Origin of the sequence: Paeniglutamicibacter sp. NPDC012692, assembly GCF_042901625.1 — a bacterium.
In the GTDB taxonomy this organism is placed as follows: Bacteria; Actinomycetota; Actinomycetes; order Actinomycetales; family Micrococcaceae; genus Paeniglutamicibacter.
The window spans coordinates 242086-261711 of record NZ_JBIBDE010000002.1 but is presented as its reverse complement, the minus strand read 5'-3'; the positions used below and the strand labels follow the sequence as shown (position 1 = coordinate 261711).

Here is a 19626-nt window from a genome sequence, read left to right as displayed (position 1 = left end):
GGCGCGCTGCGCTGATTCCCCGGCCCCGGCACGTGCCGTCGGCGGTGCTAGGCGACCTGCGACGGTTCGGGTGACGCCGCGGCGCGGCGTCGCTTCGAGGCGGCGTACCGCTTGCCCAGCAACCCCTGCGTGGGGCTGAAGAGGTACACCAGGGCGAACACCGCGCCCTGGGTCAGCACGATCATGCCGCCGGAGGCCGTGTCCAGGTAGTAGCTCACGTACAGGCCGACCACGGAGCAGGCGACGGAAATCGCGGGAGCGATCACCAGCATCCGGCCGAACCGGTCGGTGAGCAGGTGCGCCGTGGCCCCCGGGATGATCAGCATGGCCACCACCAGGATGACGCCCACTGCCTGCAGCGCCACCACCGAGGTCAGCGCCAGCAGGCCCAGCAGCGCCGCGCCGATGATCTTCGGGTTCAGCCCGATGGCGTGCGCGTGGGTCGGGTCGAAGGCAAAGAGCGTGAAGTCCCTGCGCTTGAACAGCAGGATGCCCAGCGCGATCGCGCCCAGGATGACGATCTGCGTCAGCTCGGCCTTCGAGACGCCCAGCAGGTTGCCGAAGATGATGTGGCTCAGGTCCGTGTTCGACGGGGTGACGGAAATCAGCACCAGGCCCAGGGCGAAGAGCGTGGAGAACACGATGCCGATGGCTGCGTCCTCCTTGATGCGGCTCGTGTCGCGCACCGCCCCGATCAGCGCCACGGCCAGGAAGCCGAAGAGCAGCGCGCCGATCGCGAACGGCACGCCGAGCACGTAGGCCAGCACGACGCCCGGAAGCACAGCGTGGGAGACCGCGTCGCCCATCAGCGACCAACCGATCAGCACCAGCCAGCAGGACAGCACGGCACAGACGGCCGCGGCCGTCACGGCCGTGGCCAGCGCGTTCACCATGAAGTCGTAGCCCAGAGGCTCGACGATGAGGTCCAAGAGGTTCATGATTCGTTCCCGCTTCCCAGGACGTCCAGGCCGAAGGCCAGGGCAAGGTTTTCCGGCCGCAGCACGGTCTTCGGGTCCCCGTGCATGAGCACCCGCTGCATGAGCAGGACGGCCTCGTCGGCCAGCGCCGGCAGGGCGTGCAGGTCGTGGGTCGAGACCAGGATGGCGGCGCCGTCGGAGGCCTGCTCGCGCAGCAGGCGCGTGATCGTGGCCTCGGAACGCTTGTCGACGCCCGCGAACGGCTCGTCCAGCAACAGGATGTTGGCGTTCTGGGCGATGCCGCGGGCCACGAAGGCGCGCTTCTTCTGGCCGCCGGAGAGCTGGCCGATCTGCCGGTCCGCGTACTCGGTGAGCTCGACGCGTTCCAGGGCCTCGTCCACCGCCAGGTGGTCGGAGCGCTTGGGGCGGCGGGTCCAGCCCATGCCCCCGTAGCGGCCCATCATGACCACGTCGCGCACCGAGACCGGGAAGGCCCAGTCGACGTCCTCGCTTTGCGGGACGTAGCCGATGGCCGCGGACTTGCGGGCCTGCGCCGGGGTCTCGCCGTTGATGGAAACGCTGCCGCCGTCGGGCCTGACCAGGCCCATGATCGCCTTGAACAGCGTCGACTTCCCCGAGCCGTTCATGCCGATCAGGCCGCAGATCCGTCCGTGGTGCAGGCTGAGTTCCGCCCGGTCCAGGGCCAGCACGTCGCCGTAGCGCACCGTGACGTCCCTGACCGTGACCGCCCGGGTCGTCATGACGACTTCCCGGTGAGTGCCTCGAGGATCACCGTGGAGTCGTGCCGGATGAGGTCGAGGTAGGTGGGGACCGGGCCGTCGGCCTCGGAGAGCGAGTCGACGTACAGGGTTCCGCCGAACGTGCTGCCGCTGGCCTGGACCACCTGCTGCATCGGGGCGTCGGAGACGGTCGACTCGCAGAACACCGCCGGCACCTGGTTTTCCTTCACGAACTCGATGGCGGAGGCGATCTGCCGCGGGGTGGCCTGCTGTTCGGCGTTGACGGCCCAGATGTACTTCTCGGTCAGACCGGCGTCGCGGGCCAGGTAGGAGAACGCGCCTTCGCAGGACACGATCGCCCGGTGGTTCGGTTCCAGGCCGGAAAGCCCGGCGACGAGGTTGTCCTGGAGCTGCTTCAGTTCCTGGTTGTAGGCGCGGGCGTTCTCCGTGTAGACGGCGCTGTTCGCGGGATCGAGCTCGATGAAGGCATCGCGGATGTTCTCGACGTAGACCTGCACGTTGAGCGGGCTCATCCAAGCGTGCGGGTTGGGCTTGCCGGCGTAGGAATCCTCGGTGATGTCGATGGGTTCGACGCCCTCGCTGACAACGGCATGCGGCACGTCGATTTCCTCGACGAACTGCGTGAACCATCCCTCGAGGTTCATGCCGTGGTCCAGGATGAGTTGCGCGCGGGAGGCCTTGGCAATGTCCTGCGGGGTCGGCTCGTAGCCGTGGATCTCGGCCCCGACCTTGGTGATCGACTCGACCTGGAGCTTGTCGCCGGCGACGTTCTGGGCGATGTCGGCCAGCACCGTGAACGTGGTGAGCACGACGGGGCGGCCGGACTGGCCGCCGCCGGCCCCGGGGCTAGTGTCGGAGCAGGCGCTGAGCGATGCGATGAGCGCGACGCCGGCCGCGCCGGCCAGTAGTCGGCGCAGCAACGTGGGCGTGGCTGCCTTGTGTCGGCGAGGATTCGTCATTGATGTCCTATGCGGCGTGGTGTGGTCGTTGGGCCGGGGGAGACCGGCGTAAAAGCAATGTTACGTCATGGCGTAGAAGAATGTACGTCTAGACGTAACTATTGCCTCGTGCGAAGAAACGGCCGGCCGACGGGCTTCCGGGCCGGGCGGATTCGGGTCGGTCCGGAGGGCCGTTCGGGAATCCTTGGTGACTAGGCAAGGCAAAAGCCGGAGCGTCCGATCGTCGCCTCATGCAGGCGACGATCGGACGCTCCGGCGTGGAAAATATTCGGTGGTTGATGACGACCCCGCTGCCATCAGGTGGATGCGGAGGGAGGCCTGGCCGGGCCAGGCAACCACATGGACCATGCGCACGAAGCCCACGTGCCAAGGGGTGGAGCTAGGCGTTGATTCTGTAGCCTCGTTTGACGACCGTGGAGATCAGCCGCGGATCCGGCAGGGCCTGCCGAAGCCTGCTGAGCGCCATGTCCAGGGCGTGGTCCGACGAGCCGTCGGGCAGGAACGTGACCAGACGGGCGCGGGAAACCACCCGTCCGCGAGCCGTCAGTATTGCCTTGAAGAGCTTCAGCTGGATGGCGCTGAGTTCGCGGTCGTCCCCGGCCAGGTGCACGGTATCCCCGCGCAGCTCGCAGGAACCCAGAACGGTTTGGCAACTGATCGATCCGCTGTCGGAGAGGTGTTCCACCAGGATGCGGATCATGGCTCCCATCCGGTGCCGTTCGGGGACCAGAGGTTCGATACCGATCTCCCTGAGCGGGGCGGCCGTCACCGGTCCCACGGTCACGCAGCACACGCTGAACTGAAGCGCCTGCAGCAGTTCCGTGTAGCAACCCTGCTCCTCCGCGGCGGCGAGCAGCGCGCGGACCGCCGGTGCACTGGTGAACGTGACGGCGTCGATGGCCCCGGAACACAGGGCCCGAAGCAACTGGGTCATCCGGTCCGCGTCCTCGGGCGGTCCCCAGCGATACGGGCTGACCCGGATGACCTCCCTGGCGCCGGCGTCGCTCAACGCCTGGGCCGCCGGGTCGTCACCGATGCCGTGCTGCTGCAGCACCACGGCCTTGCCGGCAACCTTCGGGGCCACCTCGGAAACCAGCGTGGAGGTCAGTTCGTCGCTGCTCATGCCGTCGGCCTCGAAGCCCATCGCGCGCACGGAGCCCAGGGCCTTGGGGCCCCGAACGTGGATCGATGCGTCGTGCAGGACCTGCGTCAGCTCGTCGCCCAGGCCTGCTGCGTCGGCCGTCTCGAACCACCGGCGGAATCCGTAGGCCGTGCTGACCAGCACGAATTCGGGCCGCAACTCCAGGACGTGCCGCGTGTGTTCCAGCAATTCCGCGTCCTCGACCAGCGGCGCCATGCGCAACGTCGGGGCGTGCTGGACCTGCGCGCCCCGGCGGGCCAACGCCTCGATCAGCTCGGCCGAACGCCGCTCCGAGGTGACGGCGATCCGGAACCCGGACAGGGGCAAGGCCGCACGGCCGGTTGTCTCCAGCTCGGCCACGCTCATCGTGCAACCGCCGGCATCAACGACTGCAGCTCGGAGTCTTGGTCGCCCAGGGCCGCGACCCCGCCGATCACGATGACCGCGGGGTTGCTGCAGCGTGCGCCGCGCGCCGCCTGGGCCAGCGTCCCCAGTGTTGCCCGGGTGCTGCGTTGGGTGTCCGTGCAGCCGCGCTCGATGATTGCGGCCGGCGTTCCGGCATCAAGCCCGTGGCGCAGCAGCCCAGCAGTGGTCTGCTCCAGCGTGGCGACGCCCATAAGCACCACCAGCGTGCCGCCGAAGCCGGCCATGTGCCCCAGCTCCTGCTCGGTGAACGGGTCGTGCCCCGAGAGCACCGTGAAGCCCTTGCTGATTCCGCGTGCCGTCACCGGAATGCCGACGGCGCCGGGAACCGAGATCGCGCTGCTGATCCCGGGGACCACCGCCGCCGCGATGCCCGCGGCCCGGCAGTCGGCCAGTTCCTCGGAGCCGCGCCCGAAGACGTACGGGTCCCCGCCCTTGAGGCGCACCACGTTGTTCCCCGCCCGGGCCGATTCGATCATCAACTCGGTGATGCGCGCCTGGGGCACCTTGTGGTGGCCCGGGGCCTTGCCCACGTCCACCAGCTCGGCGGTCGGCGCCAACCGGGCGAGGTCGTGGCTGGGCCCCAGCCGGTCGTAAAACACCACGTCGGCCGCGGCCAACGCGGCAACCCCGCGCACCGTGAGCAGGTCGCTGCTGCCGGGGCCGCCGCCGAGCAGCGTCACGGAACCCTCGGCCCCGGCCGCCGGCTCGTGCGATACCAGGATGGCCTCGTCCGCGGCCAGCCTGTCGAGGACCGACCACCCCGCGTTGCCGTCGTCGACGGAAACAATCAGGCGGATCTGGTGTGCCGCGTTCAGCTGACCTTCCGCCGCGGTTGGGTCGTGCGCCTCGATGACGTGGGCGCCGGCGGCCCGGTAACGCGCCACCGCGCGCCGGGCGGCCCGGGGGGAGCCCGCCACGAGTACGTGGTGGCCGTTGAGCTGAAGGTTGCTGGTGAACATCATGACTCCCAGGTTGAATTCGGGGCACCGATGCCGATGCTGGCTCCCAGCGACACGGGGGCGGCCGGACGGTGCTGGCCGCGCTCGGGGACGTATTCCAGGTCCGGGTCGGACAGGCCCGGCGCGTTGACGAAGGAACGGAAGCGGCGCAATTTCTCCGGGTCGGCCAGCGTGGCGGCCCATTCGTCCTCGTAGTTGCCGATGTGGTTTTCCATGGCTTCCTCGAGTTCCGCGCCCAGGCCCAGCGAGTCCTCGACCACCACGGAGCGGACCATGTCGATGCCGCCTTCGAGGTCCTCCATCCAGCGCGCGGTGCGCTGGAGCTTGTCTGCCGTGCGGATGTAATACATCAGGTACCTGTCCACGTATCGAATCAGTGTCTTGTCGTCGATCCCGCCTGCCAGCAGCTGGGCGTGGGCGGGATTGGCGCCGCCGTTGCCTCCCACGTACAGGTTCCAGCCTTCCGCGGTGGCGATGACGCCGACGTCCTTGGCGCGGGCCTCGGCGCATTCGCGGGCGCACCCGGAGACCCCCATCTTGAACTTGTGGGGTGCCCGCAATCCGCGGTAGCGCAGTTCCATTTCGATGCCCATGGCCACGGAATCCAGCATGCCGTAGCGGCACCACGAGGAACCAACACATGTCTTTACGTTGCGCAGCGACTTCCCGTAGGCCTGCCCGGATTCGAAGCCGGCGTCGACCAGTTCCTTCCAGATCTCCGGCAGCTGCTCGAGCCGGGCGCCGAACATGTCGATGCGCAGCCCGCCGGTGAGCTTGGTGTAGAGATTGTATTTCTGCGCGACGGCGGCAATCACGCCGAGCTTTTCCGGGGTGATCTCCCCGCCGGGGATGCGCGGGACCACCGAATAGGTGCCGTCCTTCTGCATGTTGGCCATGACGCGGTCGTTGGTGTCCTGCGCACCGGCCAGCCCTGCTTCCATCGGGTGCCCGGAGGTCTGCGAGGCCAGGACCGAGGCGATCACCGGCTTGCAGATGTCGCAGCCCGCCCCCCGGCCGAAGCGCTGCATGATTTCCGGGTAGGTTGTCAGGCCGGCCAGACGGACCGCCTCGAACAGCTGGGCCCGCGAGAGCTCGAAGTGCTCGCACATGGCCGCCGAGACGACGGCCCCGTTCTTGAGCATCTCCGTTTCCATGAGCTTCTTGAGCATGGGCACGCACGAGCCGCACTGGGTGCCGGCGCGGGTGCAGCCCTTCAACGCCGAAAGGTTCGTGACGGGTTCCTGTCCCTCGCAGCTTCCGCAGCCACCCACGGCGTCCCGGATGGTTCCGGCATTGACGTTGTTGCACGAGCACAGGACGGCGTCGTCGGGCAGCTCGCCGTCCGGCACCTCGCCGCCCAGTGCGCTGAGGTAGGCACCAGGCTCGGCGGGCAGTTCCCGGCCCAGCAGCGGACGCAGCGACTGGTAGGGACTGGCATCTCCCACGAAGATCCCGCCCAGGAGCACCTTGGCATCCCGGGAGACAACGATCTTTTGGTAGAGGCCGCGCGGCGCATCCGCGTAGACCACCTCCAGGGCCCCCTCGGTGCGCGCGAAACCGTCGCCAAAGCTTGCAACGTCGACGCCGGACAGCTTGAGCTTCGTGGCGGTGTCGAACCCGCCGAACTCGGCGGACCCGCCCTGCAGCTGCTCGGCGAGGACTTCCGCCATGGCGTTGGCCGGGGCCACGAGGCCCACGCACATTCCCTCGAAGTTGGCGACCTCGCCGATGGCCCAGACATGCGGCACGGCCGTGGCGCAGCGTGCGTCGATCTCGATGCCGCCGCGCGGGCCGATGCCGAAGGACGTGGCCCCGGTGCCGGCCTCCTCGATCATCTGGTTGTAGTTGCGGGCCAACTCGTCGCGCGGTCGCACCCCGATGGAGACGATGACCATGTCGGCGGGGATATGGTTGCCATCGGCCATCAGCACGCCGGTGACCTTTTCGGTGCCGTCAACCGCCTCGGTGGTGATTTCCTGCGGGAAGACCCCGCCGTGGACGGTGAATCCGGTCTGGGCAATGAGCCGGCCCATGGCCTGGCCCGCGCCCTCGTCCAGCTGGGTGCCCATGAGCCACTTGCCGCCGTCGATGACCACTGCATCGGCGCCCAGGGACTGGGAGCCCGCCGCTGCCTCGAGCCCCAGCAGCCCGCCGCCGATGGTGGCAACCACGGGCTTGCGGGCCAGCTGCGCGGTGAGTGCCTCGATACCGGCGTTGATGGCCCAGACATCCTCGAGGGTGCGGTACACATGGGTGTGTTCGTTGCCGGGGAGCGGCAGTGTCGCGGCGTTGGAGCCGGTGGCCAGTACCAGCTCGTCGTAGCCGAAGCTGCGGCCGTCGTTGGTGTGCACCATCTGGTTGACGCTGTCCAGCGTGTTCACGCGGGCGTTTGTTTCGAGCGTGACGTTCTCGCGCGCCCAGAGTGCCGGATCTCCCAGGGTCAGGTCCACGCCGGTGTTGGTCAGCGCCTTGGTCAGCGCAACCCTGTCATAGGGAACATGCGCTTCCTCGGTGAGCACGGTGATGTGTACGTTGCTCGGCTCCCGGCCGGCCATGGCCTCGGTGAAACGATGTGCGGCGGGGCCTCCGCCAACCACCACGATGCGGCGTGATCCATTCACTGCGCTCATTTTGTAACTCGACTTTCGCTCACGGACGCCAGAAAGGCTTGTCGTTGACTGATTTCCACCCTAGGGAACCGGTTTTGCCGCCCGATGACCCACGCATTTCGGTCAGCACAATTTCATGCACCAAACACATGACACGGGGTGAGCGTCCCGAAACATGGACGAAACGATCGCCGGGCAGGGGCTGCGCAACCCGCGCAGTGGACTCGTGGAAGCCATCGGGTTCAGGCAGGATCATGCCGCCTCACCGGACTGTTCCGCCGTTGAGAGGGACGGTTTACAGATGCGCAACACCAGATCGTCGAGCGCGTAACAACGGCTCCGTAGGCTCTCATCAACGGATCAACCCGGATCAGATCAACCCAGTCGAAAGGAACACCGTCATGAGCGCAGTAGTCGAAGAAGGCGTACTCGAATCCGAAGGCCGCATGGTGTCGGTGTGCCGGCCCGAGGACCTCGAACCGGGGTGGGGTGAAGCCGCGTGGCTGGGCGGGCAGCAAGTCGCCCTTTTCCGCACGGAGGGCGAGGACTTCTTCGCCGCGTCCCACCACTGTCCCAGCAGCGGGGCCAAGGTCATGGCCCGGGGGATCCTGGGCGACCAGACCATCGATGGCAACAGGGTGTCAACCATCGCGTGCCCGCTGCACAAGGAGGTGTACCGGTTGGACACCGGCGACTGCCTGAGCGCCGTGGCGCAGCCGCTGCCGGTCTTCCCGCTGGTCGAGCGACAGGGCCAACTGTGGATGGCGGGAACGCCATGACCACGGCGCACGCAGAACCAGTAGCGATTGACCACACCGCGTGGCAGGGGTGGGCCGAGACGCTTCCCGAGACGACCCTGGTGGCCGTCTCCCATGGAACGGGCGATCCGGCGGGGCGCGCCGCGGTCCGGGGGCTCGTGGATGCCGTGGACATGGCCTTGGAGGCTGCCGCCGTGCATGGCACATTCGTGGATGTCGAGCACCCGAGGGTCGGCCGGTTCGTCCTCTCGGATGCGCTGGGGCAGAATGCCGCGGCGGCACTGGTGCCGTTGCTGCTCTCTGCGGGCACGCATGCATCCGGCGACCTTGCCGAGGCCGCGGCCCTGCGTCCGGGTACGCGGGTCGGACGTCCGCTGGGCCCAGCCAGCGGGTTGGCGGTCGTGTTGCGCCGCCGCCTCCTCGAAGCCGGCTGGGTTCCGGGCGAAGCGGTGATCCTGGCGTGCGCCGGGTCGACCGATCCCGCGGGTGTCGCGGACTGCCGCACGATGGCGCAACTTCTGGCCGGCCACTTGCAGGTCCCGGTCACCGCCGCATTCATTTCGGCCGCCGAACCGCGACTTGGCGACGCGATCAACGAGGCGCGTACACGCAACCCGGGAGGCCGCACCGCGGTTGCCACCTATTTGCTGGCCCCCGGCTATTTTGCGGAGCTGGTTGCAAGTTGCGCCCCGGACCTGATGGGCAGGCCGCTGCTGGTCGCCGGCGAGAACCCGCCGCAGGAACTGGTGGACCTAGTTGTCAAGCGCTACCGGCAGGCCATCGCCTAGAATTTCTAATTGCCACTCTCGGCGATGCCGCCTTTGACCGGGAATCACAGACAGGGGATTGTGAATTCGTTGAGTATCCGGCGCCAACCCTTCGAAGCATCCGGTCACGATTGCTCACAAGACGCTAGGTGTTTTCATTGGGCCCTGGAATCCCCGGGCCCGGGGTGTAGTGCCTTGTCGTGCACGCGCCAATGCAATGGATGACCTCCGTGGCGACGCGCAACGCCTGCGCAGGTCGAACCCATGGCTACGAACTGTGCAGGTTGCAAGTCGCCGGCTGCCTGTTTCTGTCGGAAAACCGCGCCAGTCGAGAATTTCGCTTTTTCACAGGTCAAACCAAACATAGGCTGTACCCATGGCTACTCTTCCCGCGCAGAATCTTGGCAGGCTCTTCTTCCCGCTGCTTGGCATTGCCTTGCTGCTAGGCGCTGCATTGGGGATTCTCAACGTGGCGCTATCACTGGTGCCCGAGGACTGGAGCGCGGGCAGCACCCCCTTCGTCCTTTTATTGGCTGCGATGTGGGGTTCCTTGGTTTCGCTTCCTCCCGCAATAGGAGCAGCGGTGGCCGTGGCTATCCGGGGAAGAAAACGACTTCCGTCCTCGGGAAACCGCCAAGCACTCATCGCCGCGCTCGGAGCCGCAATCGGCGCAATTGTCCCGGCGCGGGCCTACCTATCCATCAGTTCCTTCGAGCCAAACGTGGCCGCAGCACTGTTGACCGTCACGGTCTTCATCCTGATCTGCGCTGGTTTAGCATGGGCAACCTTTAGAGGAGCGTTGTCCGTCGTCAGTAAAAGGCAGAAGCAACCCGCAGGATCTTAATCCGTCATCGTGTTAGCCCTGTCCCCAACGGAACCAAGCCGGGAGTGATCGGGCGAGCGATGACGGAGCCTACCTGGGCGCGAAGAGGGGTTTGCTAGGGAAACATCCGCTGGGGGCGGCTTGTGGATTCGCCGAATATCCGGCGCCAATGCTTCGAAGCGTCCGGTAGCGATCGTTCGCAAGACACTATTTGTTTTCGATTGGGCCTGGCAATGCAAACTCGGGGTGTCATTGCATTGCTGTGTACGCGCCAATGCAATGGATGCCTTCCTTGGCGTTGCCGCACTACCTGCGCAAGCTCGATGGCACCCGGAAATGGACACACAGCTGGTTTGACTGCCCGGAAGCAGGCACCCTGGTCCAGACGCTGTAGGTGACTTGGGAACAGATGACGTTGGACTGGCCCCAAGCGGTGTTGGTGTATTACCGTGACTACTTTTACCCGCCGATGGACCGGCTCACCAGCCCTGAGGGCTCGTTCCACGCCTACGACGAAACCACTCATCCTCAGTTGCCAGATATTTGGTCGACGGAGGCTGCGCCAGACGGCCACTTCACGCAAGCTGAGAACGTCACCTGAAACTTAGGTGCGTACTACTAGATTCGTTGGCAACCTTTGAGAGGGACGGGTTGACTAGGTCGATTTGTCCCTTTTCATTGATGCGCTAGCTCCGGGGTCTTTTGCGATTATTACCGACCGTTTCAGAGCCTTCGCTGGGACCCCTGGCCAGTAGGTCGCCAAAAGGACCGTTAGTTTTTTCCACTGCTATAGAACCGATCTATTTCCGGTCTTCGAGGAGAATTGCGGCATTTTGCAACCAACTGAAAACCCCTTCTGTCTCACCCGTGAAGAATACTTGCCACGAGACTTTGCCGCTTAGGACTCCGAGAACCGCACCAGGATCTAATTCAAGATGGTCACGAAGCAGCGTTATCGGCGAAGAATTTCGGAATGCTTTCGAAGACTTGTCTCCCTTCGAAAGCAGCACTAATCCCGCAATGTTTCAAGATTATGTTTGGATTTTTGGTTGGAAGTTTAACTTTTCGACCGTTGGATAACCCGCGTCACCAGTGCTTTGAGGCGGTTCAAATTTGGCCGCCCACTAATTGATTTGCATCAATACACGTTCAAATATTGCCTAGTCAGGTAGTATTAAATTCGTTGGACATAAAAGTTCGGCAAAGAAGTGCGGTTCGAACCTAGGAATATTTTTGAACAAAATTTTAATCTCGCGGAAATTTGTGCCAGTTGTGGCCATGCTCCTCGGAGCAAATCTCGCGATTTCGGTGACACCTGCAGTAGCGGCCCACCCCGCGACAGGTAATCTCCAGACGCAGTCATCCCCGATAACACAGCAGACTCTAGACACCCCTGCTGATTCGACTGAGAAGCGTGACCAGGAGAATCCACTCGGAATGACAACGGGTGATGGTGATATTGAACCAGCGGATCCCACTGATGACTTCGAGTTGACGGATTCGCAAAGTCCCTCAGACGACGTACTGATGCCGGCCGGGCCCATTTCCGATGATTCTTCAATAAAGACCGAAGACGAGACGCCGGCCCCTAGCGAGGATTCTCTAGAGGAACAAACCGCAGCTGAAGAGCCCCCTCGTCACCGGCGATGTCGCCCTTCGCAGTGACGCCGCCTCCACTAAATCCGGGCATTGTGAGTTATGGGCGTTGGACCAAAAAAGATAAGGTGCCAATGCGATCTACGAATTCATCAAGTGCATCTGTCGTTGCCACCATTCCGACGTCCGGAAAAAAGGTCAAAGTTTCACAGGTCAAAGGTGCTTGGTCGCGAGTCACCTATGGCTCAAAGACCGGCCGGGTCGTTGCGGCAAATGACTTGACCACTGAAAACACGCGATCCTTTCTTGTCTACGGCACACTCCGATACAAGAAGCCGAATTGGAGTCGCGTGAGCAATGCAGAAGCACGCCAGTCAACGAAGATCAAGGGACATGCTCTCTACAACGTCAAGTTTGGTAAGCAAACTTACGGTGCTACCACCGCGAACTCGTCAAAGACTGTTGTGGCAGATCAGCTAAGCTTCAAGGCCAGCGATTGGACATCCACCCTAGCCAGAGTTGATGCACTCGAGTTCAACCTCAAAGTAAGGTCCGGTAGTACTCTTGTCCGTTTCTACCAACGGAACAAGGCAACTGCAAGCGATGGCACAAAATCCTGGAGCTATCCAGTTTCCACTGCAGCAGTCGCGAAAGCGCATTTGACCAAGCATGGAACAGCGATTAAAAGCGGGGACCTCTATGCATAAGGGGGCAGCGATCTTGAAGTTTCAGAGAAGCACCAAGAGCCGATGGCATTTCGTGATGGTGGCTGTTTGTGTCGTCGGTTTGTCCGTGTCTGGTTGCTCCAAAACGGCGGAACCTCAGAGTGCTCCCGGCAGTTCCCAAATCTCATCTCCAACGGCCAGTTCATCATTGAGTCCAGAGATGTCTAGTGGCAACGGAACAACGCAAAGTGCAACCATGCCTGTCACAGGTGCTCCGGAACCATCGCCGTCCCAGGAAAAGCGACCCCAACCGGTCCTGACCAATCCGCAGACGGGGCAGAAGAACAAGCTTGACCATAATGGGAACATCATCAAGGAGCTTGGGGAGACCGGTTCCATGATTCAAAAGGATGCTGACAAGCCACACATGACCTTGGCGGTGAAGTCGGTCAAGGTCATGGATTCATGTTCAAGCCTGGGCGACGGGGTGCGCATCAAGCCAAAGCACAGGTACTTTCTGGCGGTAAAAATCCGCTCTGAACTAACCAAGGAAGCAGATAAAGTCGCTGGAGTGACAGACACTTCAATGGACACAAGCCCGTATTCATTCAAGATTGAACCAGCTGGATCTACCGATTCCATCGAGCAGGGAACGGGGGAAGCCATGAGCTGCGATTACCAGCCCGTGGCGGCCATCGGCGTAATCAGCGGGTCAGTGGATGAGGGATATATCATCCTTGATTCGCCGACCAAGCACGGCAGGATTGTCTATGACAATGATGGCTTTGGCGGATGGGCATGGAACTTTTAGTCATTTGTTTGTATCAGGGTCTGTTTTCTTAGTCCGGTACTTGTAGGTGAAGTATCTGATTTGTTCTCTGGGCATTGGCTCGGCACAGTTCATTGTGTCTGGCCGATGCCCAGAGTTTCTTCCGGCCGGTATCGGACGCAAAAGCATGATTACATCGAGTAGCTCGGCACATTCGGACAGCTGAATAACCGTGTCTGGAAACCAGCGATCACGCCACAAGAGTGCCGCCATCAGTATTACTGTCACCGAGCACTGACCAGCGCAGTCCTGCCCCGATATGTCTGGGCGACCTGTCACCGAAGTGGACTAGGCCAGGCCTGCCACGACGCCACTGCTTAGGCGAAAACAAGACCGAACGCACTCCAAGGAGGGTCTTGATACTGAGTTGCCGGTAGTTTCCAGATTCGGGCGCGATCTGGCGCTAGCCGTTCTTGACGGTAATTCCCTCGCGATAGGCTTGGGATTGCAACACGTCATATGCGTCGGGCTTCTGGGAGAAATCTTCCAGCTCGATCAAGCCGGCGGGCATGCCCGAGCTGGTCAGTATCGCTCGTCCCCGTGGCAGGGCAGCCAGATCTGCCACATCCATGATGGGTTCGCGTAGACGGATCCACCGTGTTTACCACTGCTTGACGAGCTTTTCTGAACATCCCGGTCGCCGGTGAGCTGGGGAAGGAACGGCAGGAACTTGTCATCGGACAAGCCAGATCCGGCCACGCGGATATTGGCTGCACCCCACAGCTTGGATGTGCTCTTCTCCCATGGGCCTCCACACCCTGGTTGAAGGACTGGAAGAACGCGGAAACGATGATGCCGCGGGATCCGTTGTGACTATACACACCCAGGTAACTCGCACCAGCGAACCACGTTCGCTGGTGCGTCGAGTACCGCCATCATCGGCGTGTGCAGCCGGCCGCGCTCGCCCAATGTCAGGCGGGAACCGGAAGCCTGAGCATCGCCTCGATCGTGGCGCGGCAGCCGCCGCATCCGGTGCCCGCGCGGCAGGCATCGCCCACCTCGGCCACCGTCAGGCAACCGTCCTCCACCGCCCGGGCCACCTGCCCGTGCGTCGCTCCCGAGCAGCGGCACAACTGGTCATCGGGCCCCGCGGCCACCGGCATCTCCAGCGCGCACGGGTCATCCAGGCGCAGCAGGGTCGAACGGTCCTGCGGCAGGACGCTGCCGCGCTCGTAGGCCAGCACCAGTTCGGCGCTGGTCCGGGGCAGCCCCATGGCCAGGAAACCGGTGGGAACACCCTGTCTGGTGACGAGTTTCAGGTAGCGGCCCTCCGCGGGGTCGGCGAAGACCGTCACCTGGTCCTCGCCGTCATCCCAGAGGCCTGCCGAGACGTTTCCGCCCGCCGTCACCTCCAGCCCCTGCCCCTTGAGCATCAACACGTCCGAGGAATGCTGGACCGGCGGAACGATCGACGCATCCATGGGCTCGGCGGGGGCATCCGGGCGCGGTGCCGGGTGCGTGAGCATGAAGCTCGCCAACCAGCCGGCCTGTGCCCAGCCCGGGGCCAACAGCCCGACCGGCGCCCGGCCGGCAACCTCCGCGCAGTCACCGATCGCAAAGATCCGGTTCTCGGTATCGGCAACGAGGTATTCGTTGGTTTGGATCCCGCGGTTCACCTTCAATCCGCACCCCGAGGCCAGTTCGGTGCGAGCCCGGACACCCGTCGAGATGAGCAGGGCATCGCCGGGGATCACCCCGTGGCCTTCGGTCACCAGCCCGGTGAATCCCTTCTCGTCCTTTTCCACGCCCGTCGCACGGACGCCGGAAACCACCTCGATGCCCGCGGCACGCAGGCCGCGGGCCAGGAGCATCCCGCCGTCGGCATCCACAACGCGGCCCAGCGGCGCCTCGCCGTGGTGGATGAGCACCGGACGGTGCCCGGCCTTGGCCATGGCCAGGGCCGCCTCGATGCCGAGGATTCCGCCGCCAAGCACCAGCACCCGGCCCTCACGTTTAAGCACTTGGTTCAATGCCGTGGCGTCCTCGATGGTGCGCAGGGCAAGCATCCCGCGGGGCAACCGGGCCTCGACGTGCGGCTCGAAGTTCACTCCGCGCAGGGTCGGGATCACCGGCCGCGCACCGGTGGCAAAAACCAGCCGGTCGTAGGGGAGCGCCCCGCCGTCCTCCAGACGCGCCTGGCGTCGTGACCGGTCCACGCGCGTGACCTTGGCGCCCAGGCGCAAGTCGACGCCGGCCTGCCGCAGCCGCTGTTCGTCGACCATGTTCAGGTGCCCGGCCTCGGTGGCGCCAACCGCCAACTCGGCAAGCAGCACCCGGTTGTAGGCAAGGTGCTTTTCGGCGGAAACCACGGTGAGGTGGATCCTGCCGTCGGCGACACCGGGGAGCAGGCCCTCCACCAGGGAGGCGGCCACGGGGCCGAACCCGATGACGACGATGCGTTCAGGGGTGTTTGGCGTCATGACTCCTCCTCCAGGGGAAACAGCGACACGGGGACGTGCTTGAACTCGGGCATCGCGCTGAGCGGGTCGACCAGGGCCGGGGTCAGCAGGTTGGCGTTGTTGGTGCCGGCGAAATGGAAGGGCAGGAACACCGTGTCCAGCCGGATCCCTGCGGTGAGTTTGGCGCGGGCCACCATCCGGCCGCGGGCGCTGGCCAGCGCAACGCGCTGCCCGTCGGCGATGCCGTGCGCCAGGGCGGTGGCCGGGTGGATTTCCAGGAACGCCTCGGGCGCCGCCGCGTCCAGTTCCGCCACGCGGCGTGTCTGCGTGCCCGTTTGGTAGTGCTCGAGCAACCGGCCGGTGACCAGGGAGACCATGCCGGGTTGGTGGGCGGGCTCGGGCGGCGGGGTCTGGTGGACGGGGACCATCACGGCCCTGCCATCGGGGTGGGCGAAGCCTTCCAGGAAGAGTCGCGGGGTGCCCGAACGCCGCCCGGGTTCGCGGGAGACCCGGTGCTCGGGGGAGCACGGCCAGTACACCGCCGCCCCCGCGTCGAGGTCGTCCCAGTCGATCCCGGAGTAGTCGGCCAAGCCGCCGGCCGAGGCCAGGCGCAGCTCCTCGAAGACCTCGCGGGCATCGGCGGAGAATGTCCCGGGGGAGTCCAGCCGCCGGGCCAGCTCGGCGAGGATCCACAATTCGTTGCGCGCCATCTCCGGTGCGTCCAGCGCGGCACGCCGCCGCAGCACCCGTCCCTCCAGGTTTGTCATGGTGCCCTCCTCCTCGGCCCACTGCAGCACCGGGAGCACCAGGTGGGCCTCGGCCGCGGTCTCCGACAGAAAGAAGTCGCAGACCACCAGGAAGTCCAGACGCCGCAACCCCGCGATCACGTTGGCGGCGTCCGGCGAGGAGAGCGCCGGGTTGGATCCGTGCACCATGAGCATGCGTGCGCCGTGCTCGGTGCCCAGGGTGTGCAGCAATTCGGTGGCCGGCACTCCGGGACCGGGAATGGTTTCCGGGTCCACGCCCCACACCCTGGCCACGTGTTCGCGGTGGGCGGGGTCGGTGATCTTGCGGTAGCCGGGCAGCTGGTCGCATTTCTGTCCGTGTTCGCGCCCGCCCTGGCCGTTGCCCTGCCCCGTGATGGTGCCGAACCCGCCGGCGGCGGTGCCCGGCAATCCCAGGAACAGGGCGAGGTTGATCGCGGCCGTGGTGGTGTCGGTGCCGTTGACGTGCTGTTCCACGCCGCGACCGGTCAGGACGTAGACGGGCCCGCCGCCGGTTTTCGCCGCCCTCGCCGCCATGGCCAGGGCACGGGCGGTGCGCCGGATCTCGCCGGCGGGAACGCCCGTGACCGATTCGACCCGTTCGGGCCACCACTGCGCCAGCGAGCTGCGCAGCGCGCCCAGGCCGTTGGTCCGACGTTCCAGATAGTCGTGGTCGACCAGCGACTCCGTGAGGAGCACGTGGGCCAGGCCCAGGAGCAGTTGCAGGTCGCTGGCCGGTGTCGGTCGCAGGTGCCAGCCCGCGCCGTTGGCGCAGAGCTCGGCCGTCGCCGAGCGGCGGGGGTCCACCACGACCAGCCCGCCGGAGGTGCGGGCACCCTGAAGATGCCGCACGAACGGGGGCATGGTGTCGGCAACGTTGGATCCCAGCATCAGGATCATGGAGGCCCCGTCCAGGTCCGCCAGCGGAAAGGGAAGGCCGCGGTCGAGCCCGAACGCGCGGTTTCCGGCCGTTGCCGCGGAGGACATGCAGAACCTGCCGTTGTAGTCGATGCGCGAGGTGCCCAGGGCCAGCCGGGCGAACTTCCCCAGCTGGTAGGCCTTCTCGTTGGTCAGTCCGCCGGCTCCGAAGACCGCCACGGCATCGGCCCCGTGCTCGGCACGGATTCCCGCGGCCCGTCGGGCCACCAGATCCAGCGCCTCGTCCCAGCCGATGGGCGAGAAGCCGCCGTCGGGCTGGCGCAACAGGGGAGTGTCCAGCCTTTCGGCGTGCCGCAGCAGCCTCGTCGCGCTGTAGCCCTTGCGGCACAGGGCGCCGCCGTTGGTTTCGAAGTTCCTCCCGCTCAGCCGCACCGGTTCGCCGGCATCGGGCGTCGGCTCCAGCATGATGCCGCATTGCAGTGCGCAGTAGGGGCAATGGGTGTCGGTGGGCTGGTGGACGTGTCCGGCCTCGGTCGGAATGCTCATTCAGACTCCTTGTGTGGCGAACTCTGTGCCGCGGCGAACGTAGCAGAACCATGTCACGGCCATGAGGGCAACATAGAACGCGACGAAGATGCAGAACGCCGGGGTGTAGGAGCCGCGCAGCGAGATCGAGAGGCCCAGGGCCTGCGGGACCAGGAATCCGCCGTAGGCTCCGATGGCCGAGACCAGACCGAGTGCCGCGGCCGCCTTGCGGGCGGCGCCCACCTCGACGTTCCTGCCGGCGCCGTCGGATGCCGTCGTGGCGCGCAACGCGAAGACCGCAGGGATCATCCGGTAGGTCGAGCCGTTGCCGACCCCGCTGGCCGTGAAGAGCACCAGGAAGAGCGCGAGGAAGAGCCAGAAATTGGCGTGCGCGAGCGTCAGCACCAATCCGACGGTCACCGTTGCCATGACGGTCAGGGCGCCGAGGGTGATCCTCGCGCCGCCAAACCGGTCGGCCAGTTTCCCGCCGAAGGGACGGGCCAGCGAACCGACCAGGGGACCGAGGAAGGCCAGAGAAATCGTGGCCGTGCCCAGCTGGAAGGCGGAGTATCCGGTGAAGGTGTCGGCGATGAGTTTCGGGAACACGGCCGAGAATCCGATGAAGGATCCGAAGGTGCCGATGTAGAGGGTGGCGATGATCCAGAGGTGCTTTTCGCGCAGGCATGCCAGCGCGCCGCGCACGTCCGACCGGGCGGTGCTCAGGTTGTGCATGTTGCGCCAGGCGCCGAACGCGGCCACCAGGATCAAGGGGATCCAGATGATGCCGGCCATCGGCAGCTGCAACGAGCCGGCGGCGAAGACGGTGATGGCGATCGGCACCAGCAGCTGGGCCACCGCCGCGCCGAGGTTCCCGCCCGCGGCGTTTAGCCCGAGGGCCCAGCCCTTCTGCGATGCCGGGTAGAAGTAGGTGATGTTGGCCATCGAGGAGGCGAAGTTGCCGCCGCCGAACCCTGCGAGCCCGGCCAGGGTCAGCATGACCCAGAAGGGGGTGCTGGTGTCGGAAACGGCCAGGGCCAGGCCGCCTGCCGGGATCAGCAGCAACAGGGCGGAGACGACGGTCCAGTTACGTCCCCCGAAGCGGGCGACCATGAAGGTGTAGGGGATCCGCAGGGTTGCGCCGACGAGGCTGGGCATCGAGATCAACCAGAAGAGCTGGGTGGTGCTGTAATCGAATCCGGCTTTCGGCAGGTAGACCGCGACGATTGCGAAGAGCTGCCATACGACGAAGCCCAGGAACTCGGCGAATATTGACCAGCGGAGGTTGGTTGCGGCAGTGGAGCGACCGACGCTGTTCCAAAATTCGGGGTTTTCGGCGTCCCAATTGCTGACCCACCGTCCCTTGGCCATAGCGAGGGAAGTTGTGGGAGCTGTGACGGTGCCGATCGTTTGCGTTTCGGACTCTAGCTGGGTGCTCAAAGCGAATCGTTCCCTTTCACTCGTGGTTGATGCTGTTGAGCATTCCAGAGCGGGATTTCACCGAGGCGCAGTTGCTGTTGCGCCAAGGGTAAATGGAAATCACGATCACAATACAAAGCGGGAGGCCCCCGAAACCTGTTGGAAACGCGGTCGGAAGTTCCGAGCGGCAGGGCCTGTGGCCGGCATGTCCCATGCGGGGATCCCCGGGAAGTCTTACCGCGACGTGCACTGAGGCAGGAAGGGGCGGTCTCCATGCGGCAGTGGTGCGCGCGGGTCGCGGGGCAACGCCATGAAAGTGTCGGGCCGGGCGGATACGCTCGGGCACGAGTCACGTTGTCGTCTTGGCACCGAGGAAAAAGACCTAGCCGGAGGCGACACGGCCCACCGGTATCAGGGGCAAAAGTTCAAGGGA

At 65.0% G+C, this 19626-nt stretch carries 18 protein-coding genes; 7 read left to right on the top strand and 11 right to left on the bottom strand.

What is annotated here, in order from left to right; genetic code table 11:
- Positions 1-47: 47 nt before the first annotated feature.
- The 6 genes from ACFY5D_RS09360 to nirB form a co-directional block, all read right to left on the bottom strand.
- On the bottom strand, positions 48-938 hold the full coding sequence (locus ACFY5D_RS09360) for a metal ABC transporter permease (protein WP_387528270.1): 891 nt from the start codon (positions 936-938) through the stop codon (positions 48-50).
- Positions 935-1678, bottom strand: coding sequence for a metal ABC transporter ATP-binding protein (locus ACFY5D_RS09355; RefSeq protein ID WP_387528267.1), 744 nt, complete (start codon positions 1676-1678; stop codon positions 935-937). The genes ACFY5D_RS09360 and ACFY5D_RS09355 overlap by 4 nt, the downstream gene beginning before the upstream one ends.
- Positions 1675-2637, bottom strand: coding sequence for a metal ABC transporter substrate-binding protein (locus ACFY5D_RS09350; protein WP_387528265.1), 963 nt, complete (start codon positions 2635-2637; stop codon positions 1675-1677). Before ACFY5D_RS09350 ends, ACFY5D_RS09355 begins: the two co-directional genes overlap by 4 nt.
- 379 nt (positions 2638-3016) lie before the next feature.
- Complete coding sequence (locus ACFY5D_RS09345) at positions 3017-4144, bottom strand: uroporphyrinogen-III synthase (RefSeq protein ID WP_387528262.1); 1128 nt, start codon at positions 4142-4144, stop codon at positions 3017-3019.
- A complete protein-coding gene (gene cobA, locus ACFY5D_RS09340; protein WP_387528260.1) occupies positions 4141-5166 on the bottom strand; it encodes a uroporphyrinogen-III C-methyltransferase in 1026 nt (341 codons plus the stop codon). The genes ACFY5D_RS09345 and cobA overlap by 4 nt, the downstream gene beginning before the upstream one ends.
- Positions 5163-7793, bottom strand: coding sequence for a nitrite reductase large subunit NirB (gene nirB / locus ACFY5D_RS09335; protein ID WP_387528257.1), 2631 nt, complete (start codon positions 7791-7793; stop codon positions 5163-5165). Before nirB ends, cobA begins: the two co-directional genes overlap by 4 nt.
- 154 nt (positions 7794-7947) lie before the next feature.
- Between nirB and ACFY5D_RS09330 the strand changes: the two genes are divergently transcribed.
- The 7 genes from ACFY5D_RS09330 (at position 7948) to ACFY5D_RS09300 (ending at position 13192) form a co-directional block, all read left to right on the top strand.
- Positions 7948-8103, top strand: coding sequence for a hypothetical protein (locus ACFY5D_RS09330; RefSeq protein WP_387528255.1), 156 nt, complete (start codon positions 7948-7950; stop codon positions 8101-8103).
- Between the two features lie 70 nt (positions 8104-8173).
- Positions 8174-8551, top strand: a complete 378-nt coding sequence (gene nirD / locus ACFY5D_RS09325) for a nitrite reductase small subunit NirD (RefSeq protein ID WP_387528252.1) — start codon at positions 8174-8176, stop codon at positions 8549-8551.
- Positions 8548-9318, top strand: coding sequence for a sirohydrochlorin chelatase (locus ACFY5D_RS09320; protein WP_387528249.1), 771 nt, complete (start codon positions 8548-8550; stop codon positions 9316-9318). Before nirD ends, ACFY5D_RS09320 begins: the two co-directional genes overlap by 4 nt.
- A 355-nt stretch (positions 9319-9673) precedes the next feature.
- Positions 9674-10141 carry a hypothetical protein gene (locus ACFY5D_RS09315; RefSeq protein WP_387528247.1) on the top strand — a complete coding sequence of 156 codons (468 nt, stop codon included), beginning with the start codon at positions 9674-9676 and terminating at the stop codon, positions 10139-10141.
- 388 nt (positions 10142-10529) lie between these two features.
- A complete protein-coding gene (locus tag ACFY5D_RS09310; RefSeq protein ID WP_387529762.1) occupies positions 10530-10721 on the top strand; it encodes a hypothetical protein in 192 nt (63 codons plus the stop codon).
- A gap of 1045 nt (positions 10722-11766) precedes the next feature.
- On the top strand, positions 11767-12423 hold the full coding sequence (locus ACFY5D_RS09305; RefSeq protein WP_387528244.1) for a gamma-glutamylcyclotransferase: 657 nt from the start codon (positions 11767-11769) through the stop codon (positions 12421-12423).
- Positions 12424-12601: 178 nt separating this feature from the next.
- Positions 12602-13192 carry a hypothetical protein gene (locus ACFY5D_RS09300; RefSeq protein ID WP_387528241.1) on the top strand — a complete coding sequence of 197 codons (591 nt, stop codon included), beginning with the start codon at positions 12602-12604 and terminating at the stop codon, positions 13190-13192.
- Positions 13193-13613: 421 nt separating this feature from the next.
- Here ACFY5D_RS09300 and ACFY5D_RS09295 read toward each other — a convergent pair whose 3' ends face one another.
- The 5 genes from ACFY5D_RS09295 to ACFY5D_RS09275 form a co-directional block, all read right to left on the bottom strand.
- Positions 13614-13781, bottom strand: coding sequence for a hypothetical protein (locus tag ACFY5D_RS09295; RefSeq protein WP_387529804.1), 168 nt, complete (start codon positions 13779-13781; stop codon positions 13614-13616).
- Positions 13733-13909, bottom strand: a complete 177-nt coding sequence (locus tag ACFY5D_RS09290; protein WP_387528238.1) for a hypothetical protein — start codon at positions 13907-13909, stop codon at positions 13733-13735. Before ACFY5D_RS09290 ends, ACFY5D_RS09295 begins: the two co-directional genes overlap by 49 nt.
- 212 nt (positions 13910-14121) lie before the next feature.
- Positions 14122-15630, bottom strand: coding sequence for an FAD-dependent oxidoreductase (locus ACFY5D_RS09285; RefSeq protein ID WP_387528236.1), 1509 nt, complete (start codon positions 15628-15630; stop codon positions 14122-14124).
- Positions 15627-17798: a molybdopterin oxidoreductase family protein gene (locus ACFY5D_RS09280; protein WP_387528233.1), complete on the bottom strand. Its 2172-nt coding sequence runs from the start codon at positions 17796-17798 to the stop codon at positions 15627-15629. Before ACFY5D_RS09280 ends, ACFY5D_RS09285 begins: the two co-directional genes overlap by 4 nt.
- Positions 17799-19145: an MFS transporter gene (locus ACFY5D_RS09275; RefSeq protein WP_387529760.1), complete on the bottom strand. Its 1347-nt coding sequence runs from the start codon at positions 19143-19145 to the stop codon at positions 17799-17801.
- Positions 19146-19626: the final 481 nt, after the last annotated feature.

Bases quoted from the DNA above. Each gene is read 5' to 3' on its own strand.
- ACFY5D_RS09360 (WP_387528270.1), bottom strand. From the start codon at position 938: ATGAACCTCTTGGACCTCATCGTCGAGCCTCTGGGCTACGACTTCATG.
- ACFY5D_RS09355 (WP_387528267.1), bottom strand. From the start codon at position 1,678: ATGACGACCCGGGCGGTCACGGTCAGGGACGTCACGGTGCGCTACGGC.
- ACFY5D_RS09350 (WP_387528265.1), bottom strand. From the start codon at position 2,637: ATGACGAATCCTCGCCGACACAAGGCAGCCACGCCCACGTTGCTGCGC.
- ACFY5D_RS09345 (WP_387528262.1), bottom strand. From the start codon at position 4,144: ATGAGCGTGGCCGAGCTGGAGACAACCGGCCGTGCGGCCTTGCCCCTG.
- cobA (WP_387528260.1), bottom strand. From the start codon at position 5,166: ATGATGTTCACCAGCAACCTTCAGCTCAACGGCCACCACGTACTCGTG.
- nirB (WP_387528257.1), bottom strand. From the start codon at position 7,793: ATGAGCGCAGTGAATGGATCACGCCGCATCGTGGTGGTTGGCGGAGGC.
- ACFY5D_RS09330 (WP_387528255.1), top strand. From the start codon at position 7,948: ATGGACGAAACGATCGCCGGGCAGGGGCTGCGCAACCCGCGCAGTGGA.
- nirD (WP_387528252.1), top strand. From the start codon at position 8,174: ATGAGCGCAGTAGTCGAAGAAGGCGTACTCGAATCCGAAGGCCGCATG.
- ACFY5D_RS09320 (WP_387528249.1), top strand. From the start codon at position 8,548: ATGACCACGGCGCACGCAGAACCAGTAGCGATTGACCACACCGCGTGG.
- ACFY5D_RS09315 (WP_387528247.1), top strand. From the start codon at position 9,674: ATGGCTACTCTTCCCGCGCAGAATCTTGGCAGGCTCTTCTTCCCGCTG.
- ACFY5D_RS09310 (WP_387529762.1), top strand. From the start codon at position 10,530: ATGACGTTGGACTGGCCCCAAGCGGTGTTGGTGTATTACCGTGACTAC.
- ACFY5D_RS09305 (WP_387528244.1), top strand. From the start codon at position 11,767: ATGTCGCCCTTCGCAGTGACGCCGCCTCCACTAAATCCGGGCATTGTG.
- ACFY5D_RS09300 (WP_387528241.1), top strand. From the start codon at position 12,602: ATGTCTAGTGGCAACGGAACAACGCAAAGTGCAACCATGCCTGTCACA.
- ACFY5D_RS09295 (WP_387529804.1), bottom strand. From the start codon at position 13,781: ATGGATGTGGCAGATCTGGCTGCCCTGCCACGGGGACGAGCGATACTG.
- ACFY5D_RS09285 (WP_387528236.1), bottom strand. From the start codon at position 15,630: ATGACGCCAAACACCCCTGAACGCATCGTCGTCATCGGGTTCGGCCCC.
- ACFY5D_RS09280 (WP_387528233.1), bottom strand. From the start codon at position 17,798: ATGAGCATTCCGACCGAGGCCGGACACGTCCACCAGCCCACCGACACC.
- ACFY5D_RS09275 (WP_387529760.1), bottom strand. From the start codon at position 19,145: ATGGCCAAGGGACGGTGGGTCAGCAATTGGGACGCCGAAAACCCCGAA.